Genomic DNA, 21,837 nt, shown 5'->3' with positions numbered 1-21,837 from the left:
CACGACGTATCAATGGAGCTGGCTTTGAAGAGGATATGTTACAACAACTTCGTTACATTCTCCGGCGGACGGCACAGCACCGCCTGATTGCCCCTTACAACGATCGGACGCTGAATCAGATCCGGGTTCTCCACCATGATTTTCATCAATTCCTCATCGGATAACTGCCCCGACTGGTGCCGCTCGACAAGCTTGAGGTCGCGTGCGAGCGATTCCTCGCGACGCAATACCTCCATTACCGGAATACCAAGCTTGTCAATCAGTTCACGCAGCCGTTCAACGGTCAGCCGTGCGTCATAATAGTTGACTGCATCGAATTCTTCCCCGCTTTCTTTCAGCAGAGCGAGCGTAGCCCTGCATTTACTGCATGTCGGTTTCTGATAAATGATGATCTTGTCGGTCATTGAATTCTCCTTCCTATCTCCTTCCTATATCCCGAACCTCGACCGGGATCCGGTAATTCACCCTGCGAAACGATGAAAACGCATTCAAGTCAAACCTAAGTCAAACCCTAAGTCAAACCTTGAGGCCGCTTTATCTGTTCGTGTACCTCATGCTCGGCATCCATGTCGGCTTTGGGGAAGTTCGCCAGCACATGCCGGACCATGCTGAAAGCAAGTTCGTGTTCCCCGAGAAATACCATTCCTCCGCTTTCCTTTCTCAGTAGCGCTGCCTCTTCTTCGTTATGCGTACGCACAATAATCCCGACTGCTGGGTTAAGTATACGTGCAGTTTCGATCATTCGGCGAGCACGTAGTGTATCGGGAACCGCGATCACCAGCATCGCGGCCCGCGCGATATGCGCCTGGATAAGCACCGCGGGCTCCGCGGCGTCTCCAGCGACAGCGTGAATGCCGCGCTTGCGCAATCCTTCGACGGTCTCCCGATTTTGCTCGGCCACAACCAGGGGAATACCCTGTTTCGTGAGCGTCTCACCGATGTGCCCGCCTACGCGCCCATATCCCACCAGCACGACGTGGCTCGTAACATAACTTGATGTGACAGTGGTCGGCAACTCCGCCAGGGGATCGTCCGGGCGTTCAAGAATGCGGGCAACTCGGGAACGGGAACGTATCCATGCCTGCACCGGCTCAATCAGCTTGAATATCAGCGGATTCAGTGTGATCGAGATGAAGGCTCCTGCGAGTATAAGATTCTGCGCTTCAAGCGGCAGGAGTCCGAGCGACACTCCCAGCCCGGCAAGGATAAACGAGAATTCGCCGATCTGCGCAAGACTGGCTGATACAGTAAGCGCCGTATTCAGGGGATAACGAAAGGCGAGTACCAGCAGGAAGGCAGCGAGCGATTTGACAATGATAATGATGCCGAGTGTGGCGACAAGGTGAAGAGGCTGCTCTATCAGCACATCGGGATCGAACAGCATTCCCACGGAGACAAAAAACAAAACGGAGAACGCATCCCGGAGAGGCAGCGATTCATGAGCGGCGCGATGGCTGAGTTCTGATTCCCTCATGACCATGCCGGCAAAGAACGCGCCCAGCGCAAACGAAACGCCAAAGAGCATGGCTGAGCCATACGCAATGCCTATTGCAACAGCGATTACGCTGAGGATGAAGAGCTCGTGAGAGTTGGTGCTGGCGACATACCAAAGCAATCTGGGAAAAACACGCTTCCCCACGACGAGCATCAGCGCAATGAAAACGGCCACCTTGCCAAAGGTAAACAGCACTGTCGTCAGCAAATCCAGGCTGGATACACTTGTTGTGGAACCGCTCACGTCGCTGCGCAACCAGTCCGCAAGTGGGGGCAGCAATACAAGAACAAGAACCATCGCCACATCTTCAACGATCAGCCATCCCACCGCAATCGAACCATTGACCGATTTGAGCAAGCCCCGTTGCTCTAGGGCTCTCAGCAATACAACGGTGCTCGCGGTCGAAAGCGATACGCCATATACGATACTGACACCCGGATTCCAGCCCCAGGAAAGAGCAACAGCGGCGCCGAAGGCCGTAGCGACGCCAATCTGAACAAGGGCGCCAGGCAAAGCGATACGGCGCACCGCCAACAGATCCTTGAGCGAGAAATGCAATCCCACTCCGAACATCAGCAAAATGACACCGATTTCCGCCAGTTGGCCGGAAAGCTCCATATCAGCCACGAATCCCGGCGTGTTGGCACTCATGATGACGCCTGCGGTCAGATAGCCGACGAGTACCGGTAACTTCAGCCGGTTGGCAATCACCCCCATGAGCAACGCAAGACCGAAGCTCACGGCAATGGTGGTGATCAGGGTAAAACTATGAGGCATGGAATTTGCCGATGGAGATAGTGATCACGCCATGATAAACCTCTTTTCCTGCCGGGTTTATCAGGAATTCGCCTGAACAGGGTCAAGAACCGATACAGGAACGCGATCAGCGGTATGGATTCGGCGTGCGCCGACATGAAAAGACGATGGTTTATTTTATTATTATGGGCGCCTGAAAATGTCTGGACTGAATAATCCGGGTGTGCCGGGACCAAACTGACGAGAGCCTCTGCGTCGGGGCGCGCTTGACCAGCCAGGCAATCCCAATCCGACAAGCATCATGGCCCGGATCTCCGTCTCCGGTATCGGAGAAGCATCTCAGCCATTCATGGCTGCATGATCCATTCCATAAAATATTTGCGCAGGTTAGGGTTTTATTCAGACATTCTCCAGCGCCTGCAAGGGATCGACATATCGCATATCAAATTCCTGCGCAATAGCGGGATAAGTGATCGATCCACGATGCGTGTTCATTCCGTATTTCAATGCCGGATTTTTTTTGACCGCATCCAGGCCTTCATCCGCTAACTGTATGGTATAGATCGCCGTCTGGATATTAAGCGCGAAGGTGCTGGTACGAGGAACGGCGCTGGGCATGTTTGCGACACAATAATGTACCACCCCGTCGATCTCATAGGTTGGATTGCTGTGGGTAGTGGGTCGGCTTGTTTCAATGCATCCCCCCTGATCCACCGCCACATCGACGATGACTGATCCTCTTCGCATTTTCGGCAACATATCCGCCGTTACCAGCCAGGGGGTTCGTCCCCCTGGGATCAAAACCGCACCGATGACAAGATCGGCATTGTAGACCGCTTCCTCTATATTGTATTCATCGCTGAAGCGCGTCTGCAACTGCCCGCGATATATGTCATCCAGGTATTTCAGACGGTCGTGGCTCACATCCAGCACGGTGACCAGAGCGCCACATCCCGCAGCGACGCGGGCAGCATTCGTTCCCACGATGCCCGCACCGAGAATGGCGACGTTGGCCGCGGCCACACCAGGAACACCGCCCATCAACACGCCTCGCCCCCCTTGTGTTTTTTGCAGATAGGTCGCGCCGATTTGAGTAGCCATGCGTCCCGCCACCTCGCTCATGGGCGCCAGCAGCGGCAATTTCCCATCTGCGGTTTGCACTGTTTCGTAAGCCACAGCCGTAACGCCGCTCTCGAGCAAAGCCTCGACAAGAGGACGGTCCGAGGCCAGATGAAGATAAGTGAAAAGCATCATGTCCCGATGCAGATAACCGTACTCCGCAGGAGTCGGTTCCTTGACCTTGACCACGAGCTGAGCTGCCCACGCATCTTCCGCCCGGGGGACAACTGTAGCCCCTGCCAGGCGATATTCATCGTCCGAAAGAAAACTGCCTTCTCCCGCCCCGCTTTGCACAAGCACGCGGTGGCCACGCCGCGTCAATGCTTTGACGTTGCTTGGAGTCATGCCGACTCTGTTTTCATGGTCTTTCGTTTCTTTGGGCAATCCGATCAGCATAGGCATATATAACTGGGGTAACCAGGAAATGAGGAGAACATTTTTTTATTGTACGACTGAACCTCGGAAGGTTGGCAGAGATGGCGCATAAATGGCCGCAGCTGCCGGGAAGCGCCTCCCATCATTCTCGCAAGTATACAACCGACGTGAAATCACTCGAAAAAATATTCGGAGGGGCATTGCAACGGGTAGAACTAGCCCGGATATTTCACCGGATCACGGGATAATGGCGAGGTGTTTTGGGAGTAGATTTGCGTATCCCGCGCCAAGCCAATAGCCGGCCTATTGGCGCGAAGTGGGGGCGCAAAGATGCCGCAAAACACCCGTCAGTGCCCGTGAAGGCCATGGTATAAACCGGATTTCAGCCTTAGCTGATCAGATATCGTGTTCATACCGCTTTTCTACAATTCTCAGGCCGGTTTGGTGAAATATCCGGGCTGGGGAGAACCGAGCAATTGTTTGCGCAAGTGCTGAAGCACAGCCTTTCGCGTATCGACTCCACCTTTGAGAGCTGTCGGATAATCCAGCGTGAGGGTGGAATGCGCTTTTCCGGGCACGGTAACAGACCGAAAGCGCGGAACGGATGATCCCGGGGCAGATTGAAGTGAGGCCTCCAGCTGCCTGAATCGAGCTGCGGGACAACGCGCATCATCCTCGAAACGGAGTCCGAGCAACGACATCGTATCCCTGCGGCTGGAAGCGAAGGACAGCACTTCGGGTTCGATATCGAGCCCTTCGGGCTGACAGAGCGGCAAACTCGGCTGTGCGGTGACGGGCGCGAGGAGTGATGCTTCCAGCATCATGGCCAAAACGAATCGCCCGTGTAACACATGCCAATGGCGCCCACACCGGGACCCCCGCACTCGGCATGTATTTTTCGGCACAAGGCCCGAAGCGGTATGGTGATGGTGCTCGATTTACCGGTCGCAAGTGTGTTGAATTCCTTCCGTATGCATACGAAAGGCGCTTTCAGCAGGCCAAGCGCCACAGACTGGAGTGGCCTGCCGAACAGAAGTGGCATAACGACGTGAAATCCCCGATCTGCCAACCATTCCGCAAACTCGACAGTCTCTGAAGTGAGACCCGGCAGTTCGTGCAGGAGGATGACGCCGTACCCTCCACCTTTCCGGAAAATCGGGAATGTATGACCGTCCGCAGTGAACAGTTCTTCCGAAAAGCCCTTGATTGCGCTCACTGCGTCATTACATCCGGCATCATCCGGTGCTGCAGGCAATGTTCGACGTTATAGGGCCTTGACCATGTCTTCGACGACCTTCTTGGCGTCCCCGAATATCATCATGGTCTTGTCCATATAGAAGAGATCGTTGTCCAGGCCGGCATAACCGGCAGCCATGCTGCGTTTGACCACCATTACCGTACGCGCTTTATGCGCGTCCAGAATGGGCATGCCGTAGATCGGGCTGCCCGGCACATTTGCCGCCGGATTCACCACGTCGTTGGCGCCAAGCACAAGCACTACGTCGGTATTGGAAAAATCGCTGTTGATCTCATCCATCTCCAGCACCTGCTCATACGGTATCTCGGCTTCCGCCAGCAGCACGTTCATATGCCCCGGCATGCGACCCGCAACAGGATGGATGGCAAAACGCACATTTACGCCTTTCTTGTGCAGCACTTCCGCCAGTTCCTTCACCGCATGCTGCGCCCTGGCCACGGCCAGCCCGTAGCCCGGCACGATGATGACGCTATCAGCATTTCCCATGATGAAAGCGGCATCGTCCGCGCTGCCGCTGCGGTAGGTTTTCTGCGTCCCATCACCGGCTACGGCGGCTCCTCCCTCGCTGCCGAACCCGCCCAGTATGACGGAGAGGAATGGACGGTTCATCGCCTTGCACATGATATAGGACAGGATCGCGCCCGAACTGCCCACCAGCGATCCCGCGATGATCAACATGGGATTGCCAAGCGAGAATCCGATGCCCGCAGCCGCCCATCCCGAATAGGAATTGAGCATGGAAATGACAACAGGCATATCGGCACCGCCAATCGGAATGATGATGAGAAAGCCGAGCACAAACGCAATCGCGGTCATGGTGGCGAAGGCAGTCCAGTTCGTAGTGGCGCTGAAGAAAAACCACAAGCCGAATCCAACCATGATGATCGCCATGACCAGGTTGACCCTGTGCTGCCCGTTGAAGGTGATGGGTGCACCACTCATCCGGCCTGACAATTTGAGGAAGGCTATCACCGAACCCGACCAGGTCATGGCGCCGATGAATGTGCCGAGGAACAGTTCCAGCTTGCTGCCCATCGGCAATGTCTCGGGCAGGCCAAAGGAAGCGGGATTATTGACTGCGGCGATGGCGATGAATACCGCCGCCAGACCGACGAGGGAGTGCATGAACGCGACCAGTTCTGGCATCGCGGTCATCTGCACACGCCGGGCCACAACAGCACCAATGGCGCCTCCCAGTGCGATACAGACAATGATCAGCGCCCAGTTCCTGGTGATGGTAAGCGTGGTAATGACCGCGATTACCATTCCGATGATTCCGAACATATTCCCGCGCCGGGCGGAAAGCGGCGAGCTTAAACCTTTTAGCGCCAGGATGAAGAAAACCGAGGCGATAAGATACGCGAGAGCGACCGTATTTGCCGACATTGACTAGCTTCCTTTTTTATCTTTTTTTCTGAACATTTCCAGCATCCGCTGGGTAACAAGAAATCCGCCGAATACGTTGATCGCAGCCAGCGTTACCGCAGCAGCCCCCAGCCATACGCCCCAGTCGGTTTCCGCCGGCCCGGCCGCGAGCATGGCGCCGACGAGAATAATGCCGGAAATCGCGTTGGTCACCGACATCAATGGCGTGTGCAGGGCCGGAGTCACATTCCAGACCACGTGATAACCCACGAACACGGCCAGCACGAATACCGTGAGATTAATAATGGTTGGGTCAATTTCACCAATCATGATCGCTCCTTCTAATCTGTTAACTTTTTACCAGGACACGAACCAGGGAAGGAAAAGCAACGGTAAAAGCACAGGTGCTGCTTTTCAGTCCGGGTCTGTGTTCTTTCAGGTTTTTCCGATAACTTCCCCATTGGCGCACACCAGGGTTCCGGCGATGATTTCGTCTTCACGATTTATGTTGAGTTCGCCCGTCTTTGCATCGAGCATCAGGTTGAGGAAATTCATCAGATTGCGTGCATACAGAGCGCTGGAATCAGCAGCTACCAGTCCGGGCAGATTGGCAATGCCGACGAGATGCACGCCATGTTTCACGACGACCTTGTTCAATTCAGACAAAGGGCAGTTGCCACCGGCTTCAACCGCCAGATCGACAATGACGGAACCTGGTTTCATCGCCTCCACCGTTTCTTCCCGGATCAGCACGGGGGCCGGACGGCCAGGAATCAGCGCCGTCGTAATGATGATGTCGGCTGCAGCGGCGCGCTGGTGCACCAACTCGCCCTGGCGGCGTTTGTAATCCTCCGACATTTCGCGCGCGTATCCGCCTGCGGTTTCCGCTTGCGCCTTTTCCTCCTCGCTCAGCGGAACCTCGACGAACTTGGCGCCCAGGCTTTCCACCTGCTCCTTGGCTGCGGGGCGCACATCGAATGCTTCGATTACCGCACCCAGCCGTTTGGCAGTCGCAACGGCCTGCAATCCCGCCACCCCTGCGCCCAGAACCAATACTCTCGCCGCCTTTACCGTACCGGCGGCTGTCATCAGCATAGGAAAAAATTTCTGGTAGATATTGGCTGCCATGATCACCGCCTTATATCCGGCGATGTTAGCCTGTGACGACAGTACGTCCATGCTCTGGGCACGCGAGATGCGCGGCAGTTTCTCCATCGAAAAAGCGGTTATGCCGTGAGCGGCGAGCGCCTCGATGCCCTCGGCCTGATGCGGAGAAAGCAGTCCAACCAATACGGCATCCTTGCGCATCAATGCGAGTTCAGACGCTTCGGGCGCGCGCACCTTGAGCACGATCTGAGACTGACCATACAGCTCGCCGGGATCGGTCACAATACTTGCGCCGGCAGCCTGGTATTCCTCGTCCGGTATGCTCGCACCCGCACCCGCACCAGACTGCACCAGAACGACATGCAAACCTTTGGCGGTTAATTTCTTGACCGTCTCCGGCGTGGCGGCAACCCGGGTCTCTTCCCCACGGGTCTCTGCCGGTATTCCTATATGCATGAATATCTCCCTTTATCTTTCTTGTATGCGCCACGTTCGGTGGCGAGGTGAAGAGCCTCTTGCAACTGTCGCGGAGGCCTGTTCCAACAAAAACTTTGAATTATAAATGAACCTGGGCATGATGCAGTGCTTCATCAAATGAAAACAGATTCTTTTCTACAACTTTCCGGCAGCCATTCCTGCAGAGGAGATCAGCGCGGGCATGAAATGATTCCGATTCCCCGATCCGAGCACTTCTGACTGTAACAATTCATGGAAGTGCAGAAGCGTAGGTGGGGAACTCTGCCCGATAACGTTTTCATCGTCCGGCAGAGCCGACCTACACTTATGCTGGTTTGGAAAAGGCCTGGATTCCCGCTTTCTTGAAAGGCGATGTTCCTTATTTAAGGACCGGCTCCGCAGAAGCTTCGAGTTCTGGCTGGCCCGTCTCTTTCAGGCAATGGCTGATCCAGCGGGTGGTCAGTTTCTCCTGCACGCTGTTCTGGCGTAAACGCGACGCCAGTCCACCGAAATCGACCTGATCGAGAGGTTGATCCTGGTTGAAGCACGAAAACACATACGTAATTTCTCCGGTCTTCGGATCCTTATGCGGTTGCAGGCATTGGGCACAGATTTCTTTCATCATGCACTGCATCGGCGAATTGATGGAGCCGATGGCGAAATGGTCCGTTTTCAGATAGGGTTTCAGCTTGGTATGGCGGGCAGCACCCACAGCCGCCATCATCCTGTCGGAACCAATGGCAATGATGCGGTCAGCGTCCGCCAGCCGGATTTTCTGCAGTCCCAGCGCACCCCTTCCATAAGCGGCCATTGCCTCGACGATATTCCCCACAAAACTGTAATCGCCCGGCCTGGAAGGCGTGAAGCCGGGTGCTTCGTCACAGCACCAGATCACCACGTCGGCCGCAGCCTCGATTTCGGCCACCTTGTAACGGTCGATCAGCTTCTTGTAACCGGCAAAATACAAAATTTTTGATCCCGCAGCGCGTGCTGCGGCGCCGATGGAGAACAGCACGGCGTTACCTAACCCTCCACCGACCAATACCACGGTCTCATCCGGCAGAATCTCTGTGGGCGTGCCGGTCGGGCCCATCAGAACGACAGGATCTCCCGGATTGAGCCTTGCGCATAAATCCGCGGACCCGCCCATCTCCAGTGCGATGAGCGAAACCAGGCCGCGGGAAACATCCACCGAAGCGCCGGTAAGCGCAATGCCCTCCATCGCCAGTTTGGTATCGCCTGCGGTTGTGGCAAGCGTTGCAAAATTCTGGAAGCGATAGAATTGCCCCGGATGAAAACGTTCCACTGCCATCGGCGCATGCACGACGACCTCCACGATGTTGGGCGTAAGGCGTTCGACCTTATGCACGGTTGCGCGCAGCCTGCCATTGATCTCTGCAAAAAACAGCCAGGCGGGCTTCGTCGAAGCGGGCGCCAGGCGTTCGAGCACGTGGCTGACCACGGGATAACCCTGCTTGGCACTGGACATCGCTTTCACCACGTTCCCCGAATAGGACGGATGCAGGTCGCCGAAGAAGCTGATGAAACGCCCATCCTCGTTACGGCTCAGCAGTACGGTGGGATGCTCAGGCTTGGGATTCCCGCGTGCCGGACTGGCCGGATCGCCGTTTTCATCGCATGCGGCAAAATAACGTCCATGCAGCTTGAAATGTTTATCGTCCTCCCGCGCAAGCACCGTATTGGGCTGCGTTCCCGCTGCGACCAGAACAGCGCGGGCAGGCAATACGGCTTGCCCGGTTTTCTGCCAGGAACCGGTTTCGTCGAGTGCCTGGACCGCAAAATGCACGGCCTTTGCATGCTCCCATCTATCGGTATCCACACGGAGGGGAGTGAGTCCTTCGGCAAACCATATACCCTCCTCCATGGCTTTTTCGACTTCTTCATGATTGAGCGTGTAGGAAGGGCTGTCGATGAGGCGTTTTCGATAGGCGATAGTCGCGCCTCCCCAGGATTGCAGTAGCTCCAGTATCCGCGGGACGCGTCCTTCCCTTTCCGCTTCCTTGCGCTCTGCCCGAATGGCGCGGGCATGGCTGAGAAACTCCTCGGCAATTTCGCTTTCTTCCTCATCCCAGGCTCCACGGATCGCTGCTTCGCCCTGGACGGCCGCAAGAATTTCATAGCGACGGAGGAACTTGTCCACTTGCACGGGATAGTATGCCAGTGCTTCGGTCGCAGTATCGATTGCCGTCAGCCCACCCCCGATGACTACCACCGGCAGGCGCAACTGCATGTTGGCAACCGAGTTGTTCTGAGCCGCCCCGGTCAGCTGCAATGCCATCAGGAAATCGGACGCGGCGCGAACGCCACGGGCCAGACCATTGGGCAAATCGAGCACGGTAGGACGACCTGCCCCCGCGGCGAGCGCCACATGATCGAATCCCATGGCGAAGGCATCGTCCGCAGTGAGGGTTCCGCCGAAGCGGACACCGCCAAAAAGCGCAAACTCCTCCCGCCGCTCCAGAAGCAGGCGGATCAGTTTGAGAAAGTTCTTGTCCCAGCGAACGGTGATGCCGTATTCCGCGACACCGCCGAAACCGCCAGGCATGCGCTCATCCAGATTCTCCGCCAGCTCATCGGTATTGTGGATGGCCCTGAACGGAACGTGCTCTCCCTGTTTGTTCACGCCGGAGAGTTCCGGTTCCAAAGGCTCGATCTTGAGACCATCGATTCCAACCACGGTATGGCCGTCATTCATCAAATGATGCGCCAGAGTATATCCTGCTGGCCCCATGCCCACCACCAGCACCTTGCGGCCCGTCGGTGCCTTCGGCACAGGGCGACGCAGATTGAGCGGATTCCAGCGAGTCAGGAGGCTGTAGATCTCGAATCCCCAGGGCAGTTCCAGGACATCCTTGAGGGTGCGCGTCTCGGCTTGCGGAATATCGACCGGTTCCTGCTTTTGGTAAATGCAGGATTTCATGCAGTCGTTGCAGATACGATGACCCGTGCCGGCACACATGGGATTATCGATGACAATCATCGCGAGGCCGCCTATCGCCACTCCCTGCGTCTTGAGTTTGTGAAATTCCGAGATGCGCTCTTCCAGAGGGCATCCTGTCAGCAGCACGCCAAGCTGGCTTTTTTTGAAGGTAACAGGCTCATCGGGTGCTTTTTGTTTTTCTTTCATTCCCTTGGAGCAGGAATCCTTCCCCTGTTCATGGCACCAGATGCAGTAATTTGCCTCATCCAGGGCTCCCACCAGGTCGGTTCCCCGGTCGGTGAGGGAAAATCCTTCCCGGCGGCGTATATGATGAAGCTTGTGAACGGTATAACCTGCCGACGTGTCCGTTTCCGTTGACAGCAGATGCAGGAAATCGAGCTTGGCCGGGGCCTTGAACAATACGCCAGTTGCGTTGCGCTCCCGTCCCGCAGGAGTCTTCAACGCCCAGGCGGCATACAGCAAGGCATCCTTGAGGCGGTCTTCATTCGCGCTCTCGTCCAGCAGCCACTCCGTCACTTTTGTTGCAAAAAGCAGCTCTGAGAAAGGAGTGCCGAATTCGGCCGCCAGTTTTGCTTCCAGTGCAACGCCATCCACTGCGGCAGCATCCGTCTCACTGACTTTGTTCATGGCGCGCCGCTGCACGAACAGCCTCTTGCAGGAATAAAGGGGTGCGAGCTGATGATGACGTGCGGCAAGCACTCCAGCTTCTTTCTCTATGCCGAACAGTTTGGCAATGAAATCCTCCATCCAGGGCGCGACTTCAATCAGCAACGCAGCTTCTTCCTTGCGATCGAGATGATCGGGTTGGATTCGCGCATGCTCCAGGCGAACACGTAGTCCCGGCTCTCCTTCGGAGAGAAAATCAAGGAATGCCTGATCCAGTCTCACCAGCCCTTCCCGACGATACAGGTCGGCAAAAGCCATGCCAAACCCCAGCGCCGGAGACGGAAGGTCATATGCCTGTGCCGGGTGAAGCGCCGATTGTAAACTTGTCATGATAAAGTCATTCAAAAGTTATAAGTGAATCAAAAAGAGGCAAAAATCATCAGCTATCAGAACTGATTATGTATGAAAAGTTTTATATCCCTTTTCAGTTTGTGTTTTTTCCCGCTTTAAAAACACAAAAGCGGCAAGGTCCTGTTCCCCTTATCCGCCCCTTGTCTGTCCCTGTCTGCCCACAGACCCTGTTGAGCTTTCCGGAATGCGTATTGCTGCCAGCCCTGCAGCACTAAACCGCCCGACTACTACCTGACAGCCCTCGGGCTTACCGTCAGCCCTAGCCTTTTGAAGGACAGATCATCCCTGCGGCCACAGTATTGTTCGTAACCTCATCAATCACGATGAAGCTCCCGGTCGCATGGTTACGCTGGTATGCATCCCATACCAGAGGTTGATGGACCTTGAGCGATACCCGCGCAATGTCATTCATTTTGAGAATATCGGTGGCTTCATGTTTCAGGGTATTGATATTCAGCCGATAATCTATGCGGGATATGACGGCTTTTACCAACCGTGTAGTGTGCTTGATCAGGTATTTGCGCCGGGAGTCGAGGCTCTGCTCAGACAACCAGCACAGCATCGCATCAAATTCTTTTGTAACCTGGGGAAGCTGGGAGGTTTTTACCAGCATGTCTCCCCTTGATATATCCAGATGATCTTCAATCGTCAGCGTTACTGACTGGGGCGCAATCGCATCCTCGACATTTCCTTCATAGGTAACAATCTCCCTGATGCGCGAAGTCAAGCCGGAAGGCAGAACCTGCACCTCGTCACCCACACTGATGGAACCGGATTCGATACGACCCATGTAGCCCCGGAAGTCATGCCATTCCCCCGTTTGCGGGCGGCACACCAATTGCACGGGAAAGCGAAAATCTTCAAGGTTGATGTCATGGTCAACCGGAACCTTTTCCAATAAATCCATCAACGTCATGCCTTCGTACCAGCCGAGGTTATTGCCGCGCTCGACCACCATATCGCCGTTCAGGGCAGACATCGGAATATAGGCGATGTTTTTCAGATTGAGTCCGGCAACGAAACGGTGAAATTCCTGGCAGATTCGTTCAAATACGTCTTTGGAGTAAGCCACCAGATCCATCTTGTTGACCGCCACCACCAGATGAGGAATACCGACGAGGCTGGCGAGGTAGGCATGACGGCGGGATTGCGTGAGCACACCCTTGCGCGCATCGATCAGGATAATGGCGAGGTTGGCGGTGGAAGCGCCGGTCACCATGTTGCGGGTATATTGCTCATGCCCCGGCGTGTCAGCAATGATGAACTTACGCTTGGGAGTGGCGAAGTAACGATAGGCCACATCGATGGTAATGCCTTGTTCGCGTTCTGCCTGGAGGCCATCGGTGAGCAGCGACAGATCGACAGCTTCCATCCCGCGCTTGCGCGAAGTATGAGTGATCGCACTCAACTGATCTTCAAAAATCGATTTTGAGTCGTGCAGCAAGCGGCCGATCAGTGTGCTTTTGCCGTCATCCACACTACCGGCGGTAATGAAACGCAACAACTCCGAATGATCGAAAGAAATATTTTCAATAGCTGACATTTAACACTCGTCTTGAAATTCTGCTTCTCCGTTACTTTATAAACTGAAACAAAGACGGAACAAGATTGGAGATTATCTGCTTTCCGAAGCTGTCATCTTAAAAAAGGAAAACCGGAGGCGCTCGGGAAATGGCAAAGCCGTCTCAGAAATATCCTTCTCTCTTGCGCAACTCCATGGAAGCCTCCGATGTCTGGTCGTCCATGCGCGTTGCACCCCGCTCAGTAATTCGCGTAATCGCCGTCTCTGCAATGATTTCCCCAATACCGACCGCTGCCGACTCCACCGGGCAGGTGCAGCTCATGTCACCCACCGTCCGGAAGCGCACCATGAGATTTTCAACCTTTTCCCCTTCCTTCGGCTGAACCAGGTGCGATATCGGCAAAAGACCACTGCCGCGCCGGATGACATCGCGCCTGTGGGCGAAATAGATGTGCGGCACCTCCAGTCCCTCGCGGGAAATGTATTCCCACACATCGAGTTCCGTCCAGTTGCTGATGGGAAATACGCGGATATTTTCTCCCGGATGAACTCTTGCGTTGTAAAGATCCCATAATTCCGGGCGCTGATTCTTCGGGTCCCATTGGCCGAATTCATCCCGGAAGGAAAATATGCGTTCCTTGGCCCGCGCTTTCTCCTCGTCGCGTCGCGCGCCGCCAATACAGGCATCGAAACCGTGTTCAGCGATGGCATCCAGCAGCGTTACGGATTGAAAGGGATTACGGCTCTGATTTTCAGAGCGCAGCACCACCCTTCCCTGCTTGATCGAGTCTTCCATGCTGGCAACAATTAAACGCTCACCGAGTTGTTTGACACGGCGGTCACGAAACTCGATCACTTCCGGAAAGTTATGGCCGGTATCGACATGCATCAAAGGAAATGGAAAACGTCCTGGACGGAAAGCCTTTTCCGCCAGACGCAGAAGAACAATCGAGTCCTTGCCACCGGAAAAGAGTAGAGCTGGATTGGCACACTCGGCCGCGACCTCGCGCATGATATGGATTGCTTCACTTTCCAGTGCTTCAAGGTGGCCAAGTTGCCGCGCAACACGCCGCTTGATGACCACCGGTTCATTCTTCATCACAAGACCTGCAACCGGCCCTGCAACAGGTGCAAACTCATCCATTTGATTCAAAATAACGTCCATCAAACAATCCCCATTCAGTTCAGGAGGCGCTCCATGCGATTCCCTTGTCTCTACTACTATCTGCTGTGCCCGCTGATGTCTTTTATTCCCGCTCTCCGGGCCCGCATTCAGTCTGAAACAGCCAGATCCTTTACTGCCGCGCCTGAACCGGCAATGGGGCGCTGGCGACATTATAGGTGCCGCGTTTTTTGCCGGGGTGCAAGCCACATTCCTTGATTTCCGGATCCTCCCACCACCAGCGGCCGGCGCGAACATCCTCACCAGGGGTAATAGCGCGAGTGCAAGGAGCGCAGCCGATGCTCGTGTAACCTTTGTCGTGCAGAGCGTTGTATGGCACATCGAACTGCTTGAGATACGCCCACACGTCAGCCTGGCTCCAGTCCAGCAAAGGACTGAATTTTTGCAGGCCATTCTCGGTATCGAACTCCGATTCGGCCAGATCCTGCCGGGTGGGCGCCTGATCCCGGCGCAAGCCGGTAATCCATGCGCGCTTGCCCCTCAAGGCGCGTTTCAACGGTTCGACCTTTCGGATGTGGCAGCATTTCTTGCGCAAATCCACGCTGTCGTAAAACGCATTGGGGCCGTTCTGCGCCACGTGCGCTTCCACTGCGGCAGCGTCCGGAAAATAGACTGGAATCCGGATGCCATATCGCTCGGTAACCTGCTGCATGAGGTCATAGGTTTCCTGCGGAAGCCGTCCGGTATCCAATGTGAACATTTCGATATCCGGATAATGCCGCGCAATGAGATCGGTCAGCACCATGTCCTCAGCGCCGAAACTGTTGGCGAAAGTGGCAGGCAAATAATCTTTCTGCACCTTTTCCAGCAATGTTCGCGCCTCTGCAATTTTTTGATCCAGGCTCATGTCCCCAACCAGTTATTCCCAGTCAATCATTCATCGAGTTAATCAGACAGTCGCCGATGACGGCGTCCGTCCCAGCGCGGCCTTGGCGGGAAGCGGCCTCGGCAGCGCACCCTCCAGATCGAGCCCGCGGTCGAAATCCAGGCAGAATTGCGCGATCTCCATCGTCCACGTATCCAGCTCGGCAAACCACTCGGTCAGGCGAGCATCATTCAACTCTTCCACCGGGCTCGCGAAATCCTCTGCAAATTTGGCCAATTGCCGACCCAACCGCGGCTTGGTAGGCAGCAAACGACGAAACTCCTCCGCTAAACCCGACAGGGCGTCGCGCTTCTCGCCGCCAATCAATTCCAGCGTGCCTTGTGCGAGCAAGCGTGCGATCTCCTCGGCGCACGCGACAGAATCGGCAAATTTCAGTTGAAACTTGAGCGCATCCCGATAATTGCGCTCGTGCGCCGCTTCGAAAAAGCTCGTACCGGTCCTTGTCTGGACCACGCCGGCACACTCGCCCCCGCCCAATTGCAACACCTTGAAATCAGCCTTCTGGCCATGATCGCGTAGAACAGATTCCACTTGTTCGGGTTTGACCTCCACCAGATCCGCCAGCAGATCATTGAAATAGGCTTTATCCTTCCGATGTGCCCAGGAAAAGAATGTCTCATCCGCTTCACGCGTGGCGGAAAAAGCCGATTGCACCCGTTTCACCGCCTCCTCGACGCGTGCCGTTGGCACCGATGGACCTTTGAACGCCAGCCCGCCACGCGCCATCCCGTTACCACCGAAATACATCTGGTAATGCGGCACGAGCTTGCCGTGCATGCGCTTGCCTTCACCGTAGATGCCGATATCCCCTGCCTCCGGCTGCGCGCAGCCGTTATGACATCCTGATACCCGTATCTTCAGGTCGTGTTCGCCCCCGCTCAGCTTGGGCCCCAGGATCGTGCTGGAAGTAATCCCCAAACGGCAGGTCGATGTTCCTGGACAGGCCACCACATCATCCCCTGCCTTCGGCACTCCCAGACCCAATGCAGCAAGGGCGGCGCGCAGGGGCTCGATTTTGGCTTCGGGCACGTCTGACAGGAACATGTTCTGATCCTGGCTGGTGCGGATATCGGGCAACTCGAAGGTGTCGCAGATATCGGCGAGGCCGCGCAATTGGCTTGCAGCCAGGTTGCCCATCGGCACACTGATGGGGAAAACAAAGTAGCCTGCCTGTTTCTGCGGGAAAATACAGCGCGGGGCGCCAATGCCCGGCGCTTCCCCATCCTTGCCGGGGCTCCATTCGCCTTTCGGGTAATCAATGTTTGCCAGTGCCGATTTGGTACGCACCAACTCTTCGCGATATTTTTCGACAAACCCTTCCGGACCGAATTTGTCCACCAGAAACTTGATTCGCGATTTCGCCCGTTTGGCACGATCCGAATAGCGGTTGTGCAATTGGATTACCGCTTCCATCACCGCCAGCAGGTCCTTCTCCTCGATGAATTCTTCTACGACGATAGCTTCGTGCGGCTTATGTCCGAGACCGCCACCCGCGACCACCTTGAAGCCGAAGCGGTCGCCATTGCGTACCGCGATGGCGCCGAGATCATGCATCATCCCCTGCGCGCAATCGGCCTCGCATGCCGACAGGCTGATCTTGAATTTGCGCGGCATCTGCTGCGTCAGGGGATTGCGCAGCATATGCCGCACCGTTCCCTCCAGGTGATGGGTGACGTCGGTATGCTGGCGAGGGCACACCCCGGAAAGCGGACAAGTCGTTATATTCCTTATCGTATTGCCGCAGGCTTCGCGGGTGGTCAAACCACCCTCCGCCAGGTGGCGCAAGGTTGCCGGCGTCTGCTCCAGGGGCACGTAATGCATCTGGATATCCTGGCGCGTGGTGATATGGACTACATCATGCCGGGAGAATTTCTCCAGGGCAGAGGCGATTGTTCGCAGTTTCGGAGCGGATACCCGTCCGCCGGGCAGCTTGATACGCACCATGTTGACTCCTTCCTGCCGCTGGCCGTAAATCCCCATCTGAAGGCGACCGGCAGTAAAGCGCGTAACATCCATTTTCAGATCGCGGTACTCCTGTACCGACTGATCGTACAAAGCTATTTCCCCGTCATTTGCGAGGTTATCCAGATAACCCATTTACATCCTCCACTATTCCACTATGTATGTCACATCCCATCACCTCTCCCCGCTTCGCCCACGCATGCGAGGAACAGGAAACCGCGCATAATGCATCGAAAACGCGATAATAGCAATGAACATATATATCGCGAAAGAATATTATGTTAGATTAACATAACCAAACATTATTTAGATCACGACTCATGAAATTGCAGCAATTGCGTTATCTATGCGAAGTCGCCAACCAGGGCTTGAACTTATCCAAGGCGGCGGAAATTCTCCATACCTCCCAGCCTGGCATCAGCAAGCAGATCCGCCTGCTGGAAAACGAACTGGGGGTGGATATTTTTGTACGGAACGGCAAGCGGGTGGTTGAAACCACCCCTCCCGGCCGGGCGATTCTCGAAATTGCCGAAAGAATGTTAAAAGACGCAAAAAACCTGAAGCAGGTGGGACAGGAATTTGCCAATGAAGCCAGCGGCTCTCTGACTATCGCTACGACCCATACACAGGCTCGGTATGCGCTGCCTTCCGCAATCCAGCATTTTACCGCACGCTACCCCAAGGTGCGACTGGTTTTACGCCAGGGCAATCCGACACAGATCGCTGAACTGGTCACGTCCGGAGTGGCCGATATAGCGATTGCCACGGAAGCGATCGAGCTGTTCAGCGAACTTGTCATGCTGCCCTGCTACCAGTGGAACCGCTGCATAATTGTTCCACCCAGGCATCCGCTGCTCAAACTCAAGGAATTGACACTGGAAGCGATCGCCGAGCACCCGATCATCACTTATGATTTTGCATTTACCGGCCGCTCGAAGATCAACCAGGCATTCGATGCTAAAGGCCTGGTTCCCAATGTCGTGCTCACGGCGATTGATGCAGATGTCATTAAAACTTATGTGGAACTGGGACTGGGAATCGGGATACTGGCGCAGATGGCGTTTGAGCCTTCACGCGACAGGCATTTGAGAGCCATCGACGCCAGCCACCTGTTCGAACCCAGCACGACACGCATTGGTATCAGCCGCAACAGTTATCTGCGCAAATACGTGTATGATTTCATCGAAATGTTTGCCCCACATCTTGATCGGGCAACAGTTGCGGCGGCCATGACGGAGCGGCCATGAATGCGATCCAACCCCTGCCCGATCTTCTCATCAGCCAGATTGCAGCGGGAGAAGTCGTCGAACGTCCCGCTTCGGCACTCAAGGAACTGCTGGAAAACAGCCTCGATGCAGGGGCAACCGAAGTAACGGTGCAGCTTTGCCAGGGCGGCGTCAAACTTGTGCGGGTGGCAGACAATGGAGCGGGAATTTCCGGAGAAGACCTACCCCTTGCACTTGCCCGCCATGCCACCAGCAAGATAAGGACTCTGGAGGATTTGCAGAATGTGCCAAGTCTGGGTTTTCGCGGCGAAGCGCTTGCAAGCATAGCTTCCGTTTCCCGGCTGGCTCTGGTAAGCCGCAGTGCGGGAGACAAGCACGCCTGGCGGATAGAGGCGGAAGCAGGACGACTCACCCTGCCTGAGCCTGCTGCATTCGCCAAGGGAACAGCCGTGGAAATGCGCGATCTCTACTTCAATACCCCTGCCCGGCGAAAATTTCTGAAAACAGAAGCCACCGAATTTGCGCATTGCGAGAGCGTGTTCAAGCGTATTGCCCTATCACGGCCGAGCATCGGTTTCACCTTGCAACATAACAATGTAGTACGCAGCCATTTGCGGACAACGGATGCAAGGTTGCGCATTGCGGCAGTGTTAGGAGATGAATTCAGTCAGGCCTCGGTATTCCTCGATGATCAGGCAGCAGATCTACGGTTATGGGGCATGGCCGCACTTCCTGCCTACAGCCGATCTTCCGGTGATGCCCAATATTTCTTCGTCAATGGGCGTTTCGTGCGTGACAAACTCGTTGCTCACGCCCTGCGCGAAGCCTATCGCGACATCCTCCATCTGGATCGGCATCCGGCATTTGTACTATTCCTGGAAATAAATGGCGGCGGTGTGGATGTTAACGTGCATCCAGGCAAAACAGAGGTGAGATTCCGCGATCCGCGTGCGCTCCATCAATTCATCTTCCACACGGTGGACAAGGCTCTGGCCATGCCGCACCTAACGAGTGGAGCGGCAGTAACTGTAGCCGGAAAACTTCCTGAATTCCCCCGGAAGGTAGCCGAAGAAGTGTCCGGTGCGCCTCCCGCTTATTCCCGGCAGGACGCGATTCCTTTTGCCTCGGCGCTGCCTCAGACAAAAGCGGCTCAACCGCAGGCGTTCTACCAGGTACTTTTCGGTTCCGGTTCCGAGGCCAGCGCTCGTCAAACGGGATATCAAGCTGGGTTCAATGAGCAATCTGCCTCCATGGAGCCGGAAGGGGCTATTCGGGAGCCGGAAATCCCACCATTGGGGTTCGCGCTGGCGCAGCTTCTCGGCGTCTACATCCTGTCGCAGAATGAAAGAGGCCTGCTTATCGTGGATATGCACGCTGCGCACGAGCGCATTCTGTACGAGAAACTCAAGTCGGCGCTCGACAACCATACACTCTCGATGCAGCCCTTGCTGATTCCGGCCACATTTCGGGCAGATAGCCAGGATATCGCCACGGCGGAAGAAAACAGCGCTGTTCTGCATGAGATCGGATTCGATATCTCCCCGTTCTCACCCGCAATGCTCGCTGTACGAGCTGTGCCTGCCGCGCTCAAGGATGCCGATGTGGTCACGCTCGCGCGTGACGTGTTGAACGAAATCCGGGAATTTGGAGGGAGCCATGTACTCACCGGCAGGCGAAACGAACTCCTCGCCACCATGGCCTGCCACGGAGCGGTTCGAGCCAACCGTACTCTGACCATTCCGGAAATGAATGCACTGCTGCGGGAAATGGAAATAACCGAACGTTCCGGTCAATGTAATCACGGCAGGCCGACATGGTTCGAGATCAGCCGTGTTGATCTGGACAAGATGTTCATGCGTGGCAGGTAAGAGAATGGCTTGCCTCCCGTTATCGCCTGGAAAACCGGGAAGCGTTGCACCCCATATCCCGCTGCACCTGCCTCTGCCTGTCGTGCAGTCATTGTCACCTTTACCCAGACGCTCACATCCGATCGCTCACACCCGATGATCCCATGACGAAAATCCAGCTTTTAGGCGGCCTCTTGCCAGGCGACTTCCTGCGGGATCATTGGCAGAAAAAACCTTTGCTGATACGCGAAGCCTTGCCGGATTTCAGAGGGCTGCTGGATGCGAATGAGCTTATCGACCTGGCCTGTCAGGAAGATGCGCAGTCGCGTCTGGTTACCCGCAGAAATGGCCGGTGGGAGGTGAGGCATGGCCCCTTCGCGACTCGCGCTTTTGCACGCTTGCCGAAGAAAGGCTGGACTCTGCTGGTACAGGACGTTAATCACTTCCTTCCGGCGGCGCGTGAACTGCTGCTGAAATTCAACTTCATTCCGCATTCCCGGCTCGACGATCTGATGGTCAGCTATGCCCCCGAAGACGGAGGCGTGGGACCGCACTTTGACTCCTACGACGTTTTTCTGCTGCAAGGGACAGGCCGCAGACGCTGGCGGATATCGGGCCAGAAGGACAGAACGCTGGTGGCCGCCGCGCCGCTCAAGATTCTGCAGGATTTCAGACCGGAGCAGGAATGGGTGCTGGAACCGGGCGATATGCTGTATCTGCCGCCCGGCTACGCGCACGACGGGGTGGCAGTAGAATCCTGCATGACCTACTCCATCGGCTTTCGCGCGCCAACCTATCAGGAGCTCGCGACACAGTTTCTCGTTCATCTCCAGGATAGCTGCGAAATAGCGGGTATGTACGAAGATCCGGATCTCAGAATTCAAACCCATCCGGGGCGAATCAGTTCCGCGATGCTGGACCAGGTCAGCGCGGCGCTCGACAAAATCGAGTGGGACAACGTTGAAGTGGAACGTTTTATCGGCATGTATTTAACCGAGCCCAAACCTCACGTTTTCTTTACACCTCCCCTGGAACCGATATCCGAACGGGAATTCGCGCGCCGGATGAGAAAGGGGAAACTGCAACTGGATCTGAAAAGCCGCATGCTCTTCAGGGAAAACAGGATTTTCCTGAACGGAGACGTATATGAAGTTGGAAAAACTGCACGACGGATATTAGGAGAGCTGGCCGATCGCCTTGCCTTATCCCCTGTGAGGGATATCGATGCCGAAGCACAGGCGCTGCTTTATCAGTGGTACCTCGATGGTTACGTTTATGTTGAAGATATCGAAGCAGATTGA

16 protein-coding genes are annotated in these 21,837 nt (G+C 55.5%); 3 read left to right on the top strand and 13 right to left on the bottom strand.

The window, feature by feature from the left end; genetic code table 11:
- Positions 1-38: 38 nt before the first annotated feature.
- From ACZ5BW_RS06080 to ACZ5BW_RS06020, 13 genes are all read right to left on the bottom strand, one after another.
- Positions 39-404, bottom strand: coding sequence for an arsenate reductase family protein (locus tag ACZ5BW_RS06080; RefSeq protein WP_464543371.1), 366 nt, complete (start codon positions 402-404; stop codon positions 39-41).
- 107 nt (positions 405-511) lie between these two features.
- Complete coding sequence (locus ACZ5BW_RS06075) at positions 512-2,272, bottom strand: cation:proton antiporter domain-containing protein (protein WP_464543370.1); 1,761 nt, start codon at positions 2,270-2,272, stop codon at positions 512-514.
- 378 nt (positions 2,273-2,650) lie between these two features.
- A complete protein-coding gene (ald, locus tag ACZ5BW_RS06070; RefSeq protein ID WP_464543369.1) occupies positions 2,651-3,772 on the bottom strand; it encodes an alanine dehydrogenase in 1,122 nt (373 codons plus the stop codon).
- Between the two features lie 404 nt (positions 3,773-4,176).
- Positions 4,177-4,569 carry a hypothetical protein gene (locus ACZ5BW_RS06065; protein WP_464543368.1) on the bottom strand — a complete coding sequence of 131 codons (393 nt, stop codon included), beginning with the start codon at positions 4,567-4,569 and terminating at the stop codon, positions 4,177-4,179.
- Positions 4,566-4,961, bottom strand: coding sequence for a dienelactone hydrolase family protein (locus tag ACZ5BW_RS06060; RefSeq protein WP_464543367.1), 396 nt, complete (start codon positions 4,959-4,961; stop codon positions 4,566-4,568). Before ACZ5BW_RS06060 ends, ACZ5BW_RS06065 begins: the two co-directional genes overlap by 4 nt.
- Positions 4,962-5,009: 48 nt before the next feature.
- Positions 5,010-6,389 carry an NAD(P)(+) transhydrogenase (Re/Si-specific) subunit beta gene (locus tag ACZ5BW_RS06055; protein WP_464543366.1) on the bottom strand — a complete coding sequence of 460 codons (1,380 nt, stop codon included), beginning with the start codon at positions 6,387-6,389 and terminating at the stop codon, positions 5,010-5,012.
- A 3-nt stretch (positions 6,390-6,392) separates the two neighbouring features.
- Entirely contained in the window at positions 6,393-6,698 is a 306-nt protein-coding gene (locus ACZ5BW_RS06050; protein WP_011380496.1) for an NAD(P) transhydrogenase subunit alpha part 2, read from the bottom strand.
- Between the two features lie 105 nt (positions 6,699-6,803).
- A complete protein-coding gene (locus ACZ5BW_RS06045) occupies positions 6,804-7,931 on the bottom strand; it encodes a Re/Si-specific NAD(P)(+) transhydrogenase subunit alpha (RefSeq protein WP_464543365.1) in 1,128 nt (375 codons plus the stop codon).
- Between the two features lie 379 nt (positions 7,932-8,310).
- Entirely contained in the window at positions 8,311-11,889 is a 3,579-nt protein-coding gene (locus ACZ5BW_RS06040) for an FAD-dependent oxidoreductase (RefSeq protein ID WP_464543364.1), read from the bottom strand.
- A 280-nt stretch (positions 11,890-12,169) separates the two neighbouring features.
- Positions 12,170-13,453, bottom strand: coding sequence for a sulfate adenylyltransferase subunit CysN (gene cysN, locus ACZ5BW_RS06035; protein ID WP_464543363.1), 1,284 nt, complete (start codon positions 13,451-13,453; stop codon positions 12,170-12,172).
- Between the two features lie 142 nt (positions 13,454-13,595).
- Positions 13,596-14,531: a sulfate adenylyltransferase subunit CysD gene (cysD, locus tag ACZ5BW_RS06030; protein ID WP_464543663.1), complete on the bottom strand. Its 936-nt coding sequence runs from the start codon at positions 14,529-14,531 to the stop codon at positions 13,596-13,598.
- 196 nt (positions 14,532-14,727) lie between these two features.
- On the bottom strand, positions 14,728-15,462 hold the full coding sequence (locus ACZ5BW_RS06025; RefSeq protein WP_464543362.1) for a phosphoadenylyl-sulfate reductase: 735 nt from the start codon (positions 15,460-15,462) through the stop codon (positions 14,728-14,730).
- Positions 15,463-15,504: 42 nt separating this feature from the next.
- Entirely contained in the window at positions 15,505-17,598 is a 2,094-nt protein-coding gene (locus ACZ5BW_RS06020; RefSeq protein WP_464543361.1) for a nitrite/sulfite reductase, read from the bottom strand.
- 185 nt (positions 17,599-17,783) lie between these two features.
- Here ACZ5BW_RS06020 and cysB point away from each other — a divergent pair, with 185 nt between their 5' ends.
- The 3 genes from cysB (at position 17,784) to ACZ5BW_RS06005 (ending at position 21,837) form a co-directional block, all read left to right on the top strand.
- Positions 17,784-18,710 carry an HTH-type transcriptional regulator CysB gene (gene cysB / locus ACZ5BW_RS06015; RefSeq protein ID WP_464543360.1) on the top strand — a complete coding sequence of 309 codons (927 nt, stop codon included), beginning with the start codon at positions 17,784-17,786 and terminating at the stop codon, positions 18,708-18,710.
- Entirely contained in the window at positions 18,707-20,557 is a 1,851-nt protein-coding gene (gene mutL / locus ACZ5BW_RS06010) for a DNA mismatch repair endonuclease MutL (protein ID WP_464543359.1), read from the top strand. The genes cysB and mutL overlap by 4 nt, the downstream gene beginning before the upstream one ends.
- A 143-nt stretch (positions 20,558-20,700) precedes the next feature.
- Positions 20,701-21,837 (top strand): JmjC domain-containing protein, encoded by a 1,137-nt coding sequence (locus ACZ5BW_RS06005; RefSeq protein WP_464543358.1) that lies wholly within the window; start codon positions 20,701-20,703, stop codon positions 21,835-21,837.

This window comes from Nitrosospira sp. TNL300 (assembly GCF_055385915.1).
Note: the sequence above shows the minus strand (reverse complement) of the source record. Positions and strands in the feature narration are given on the sequence as shown.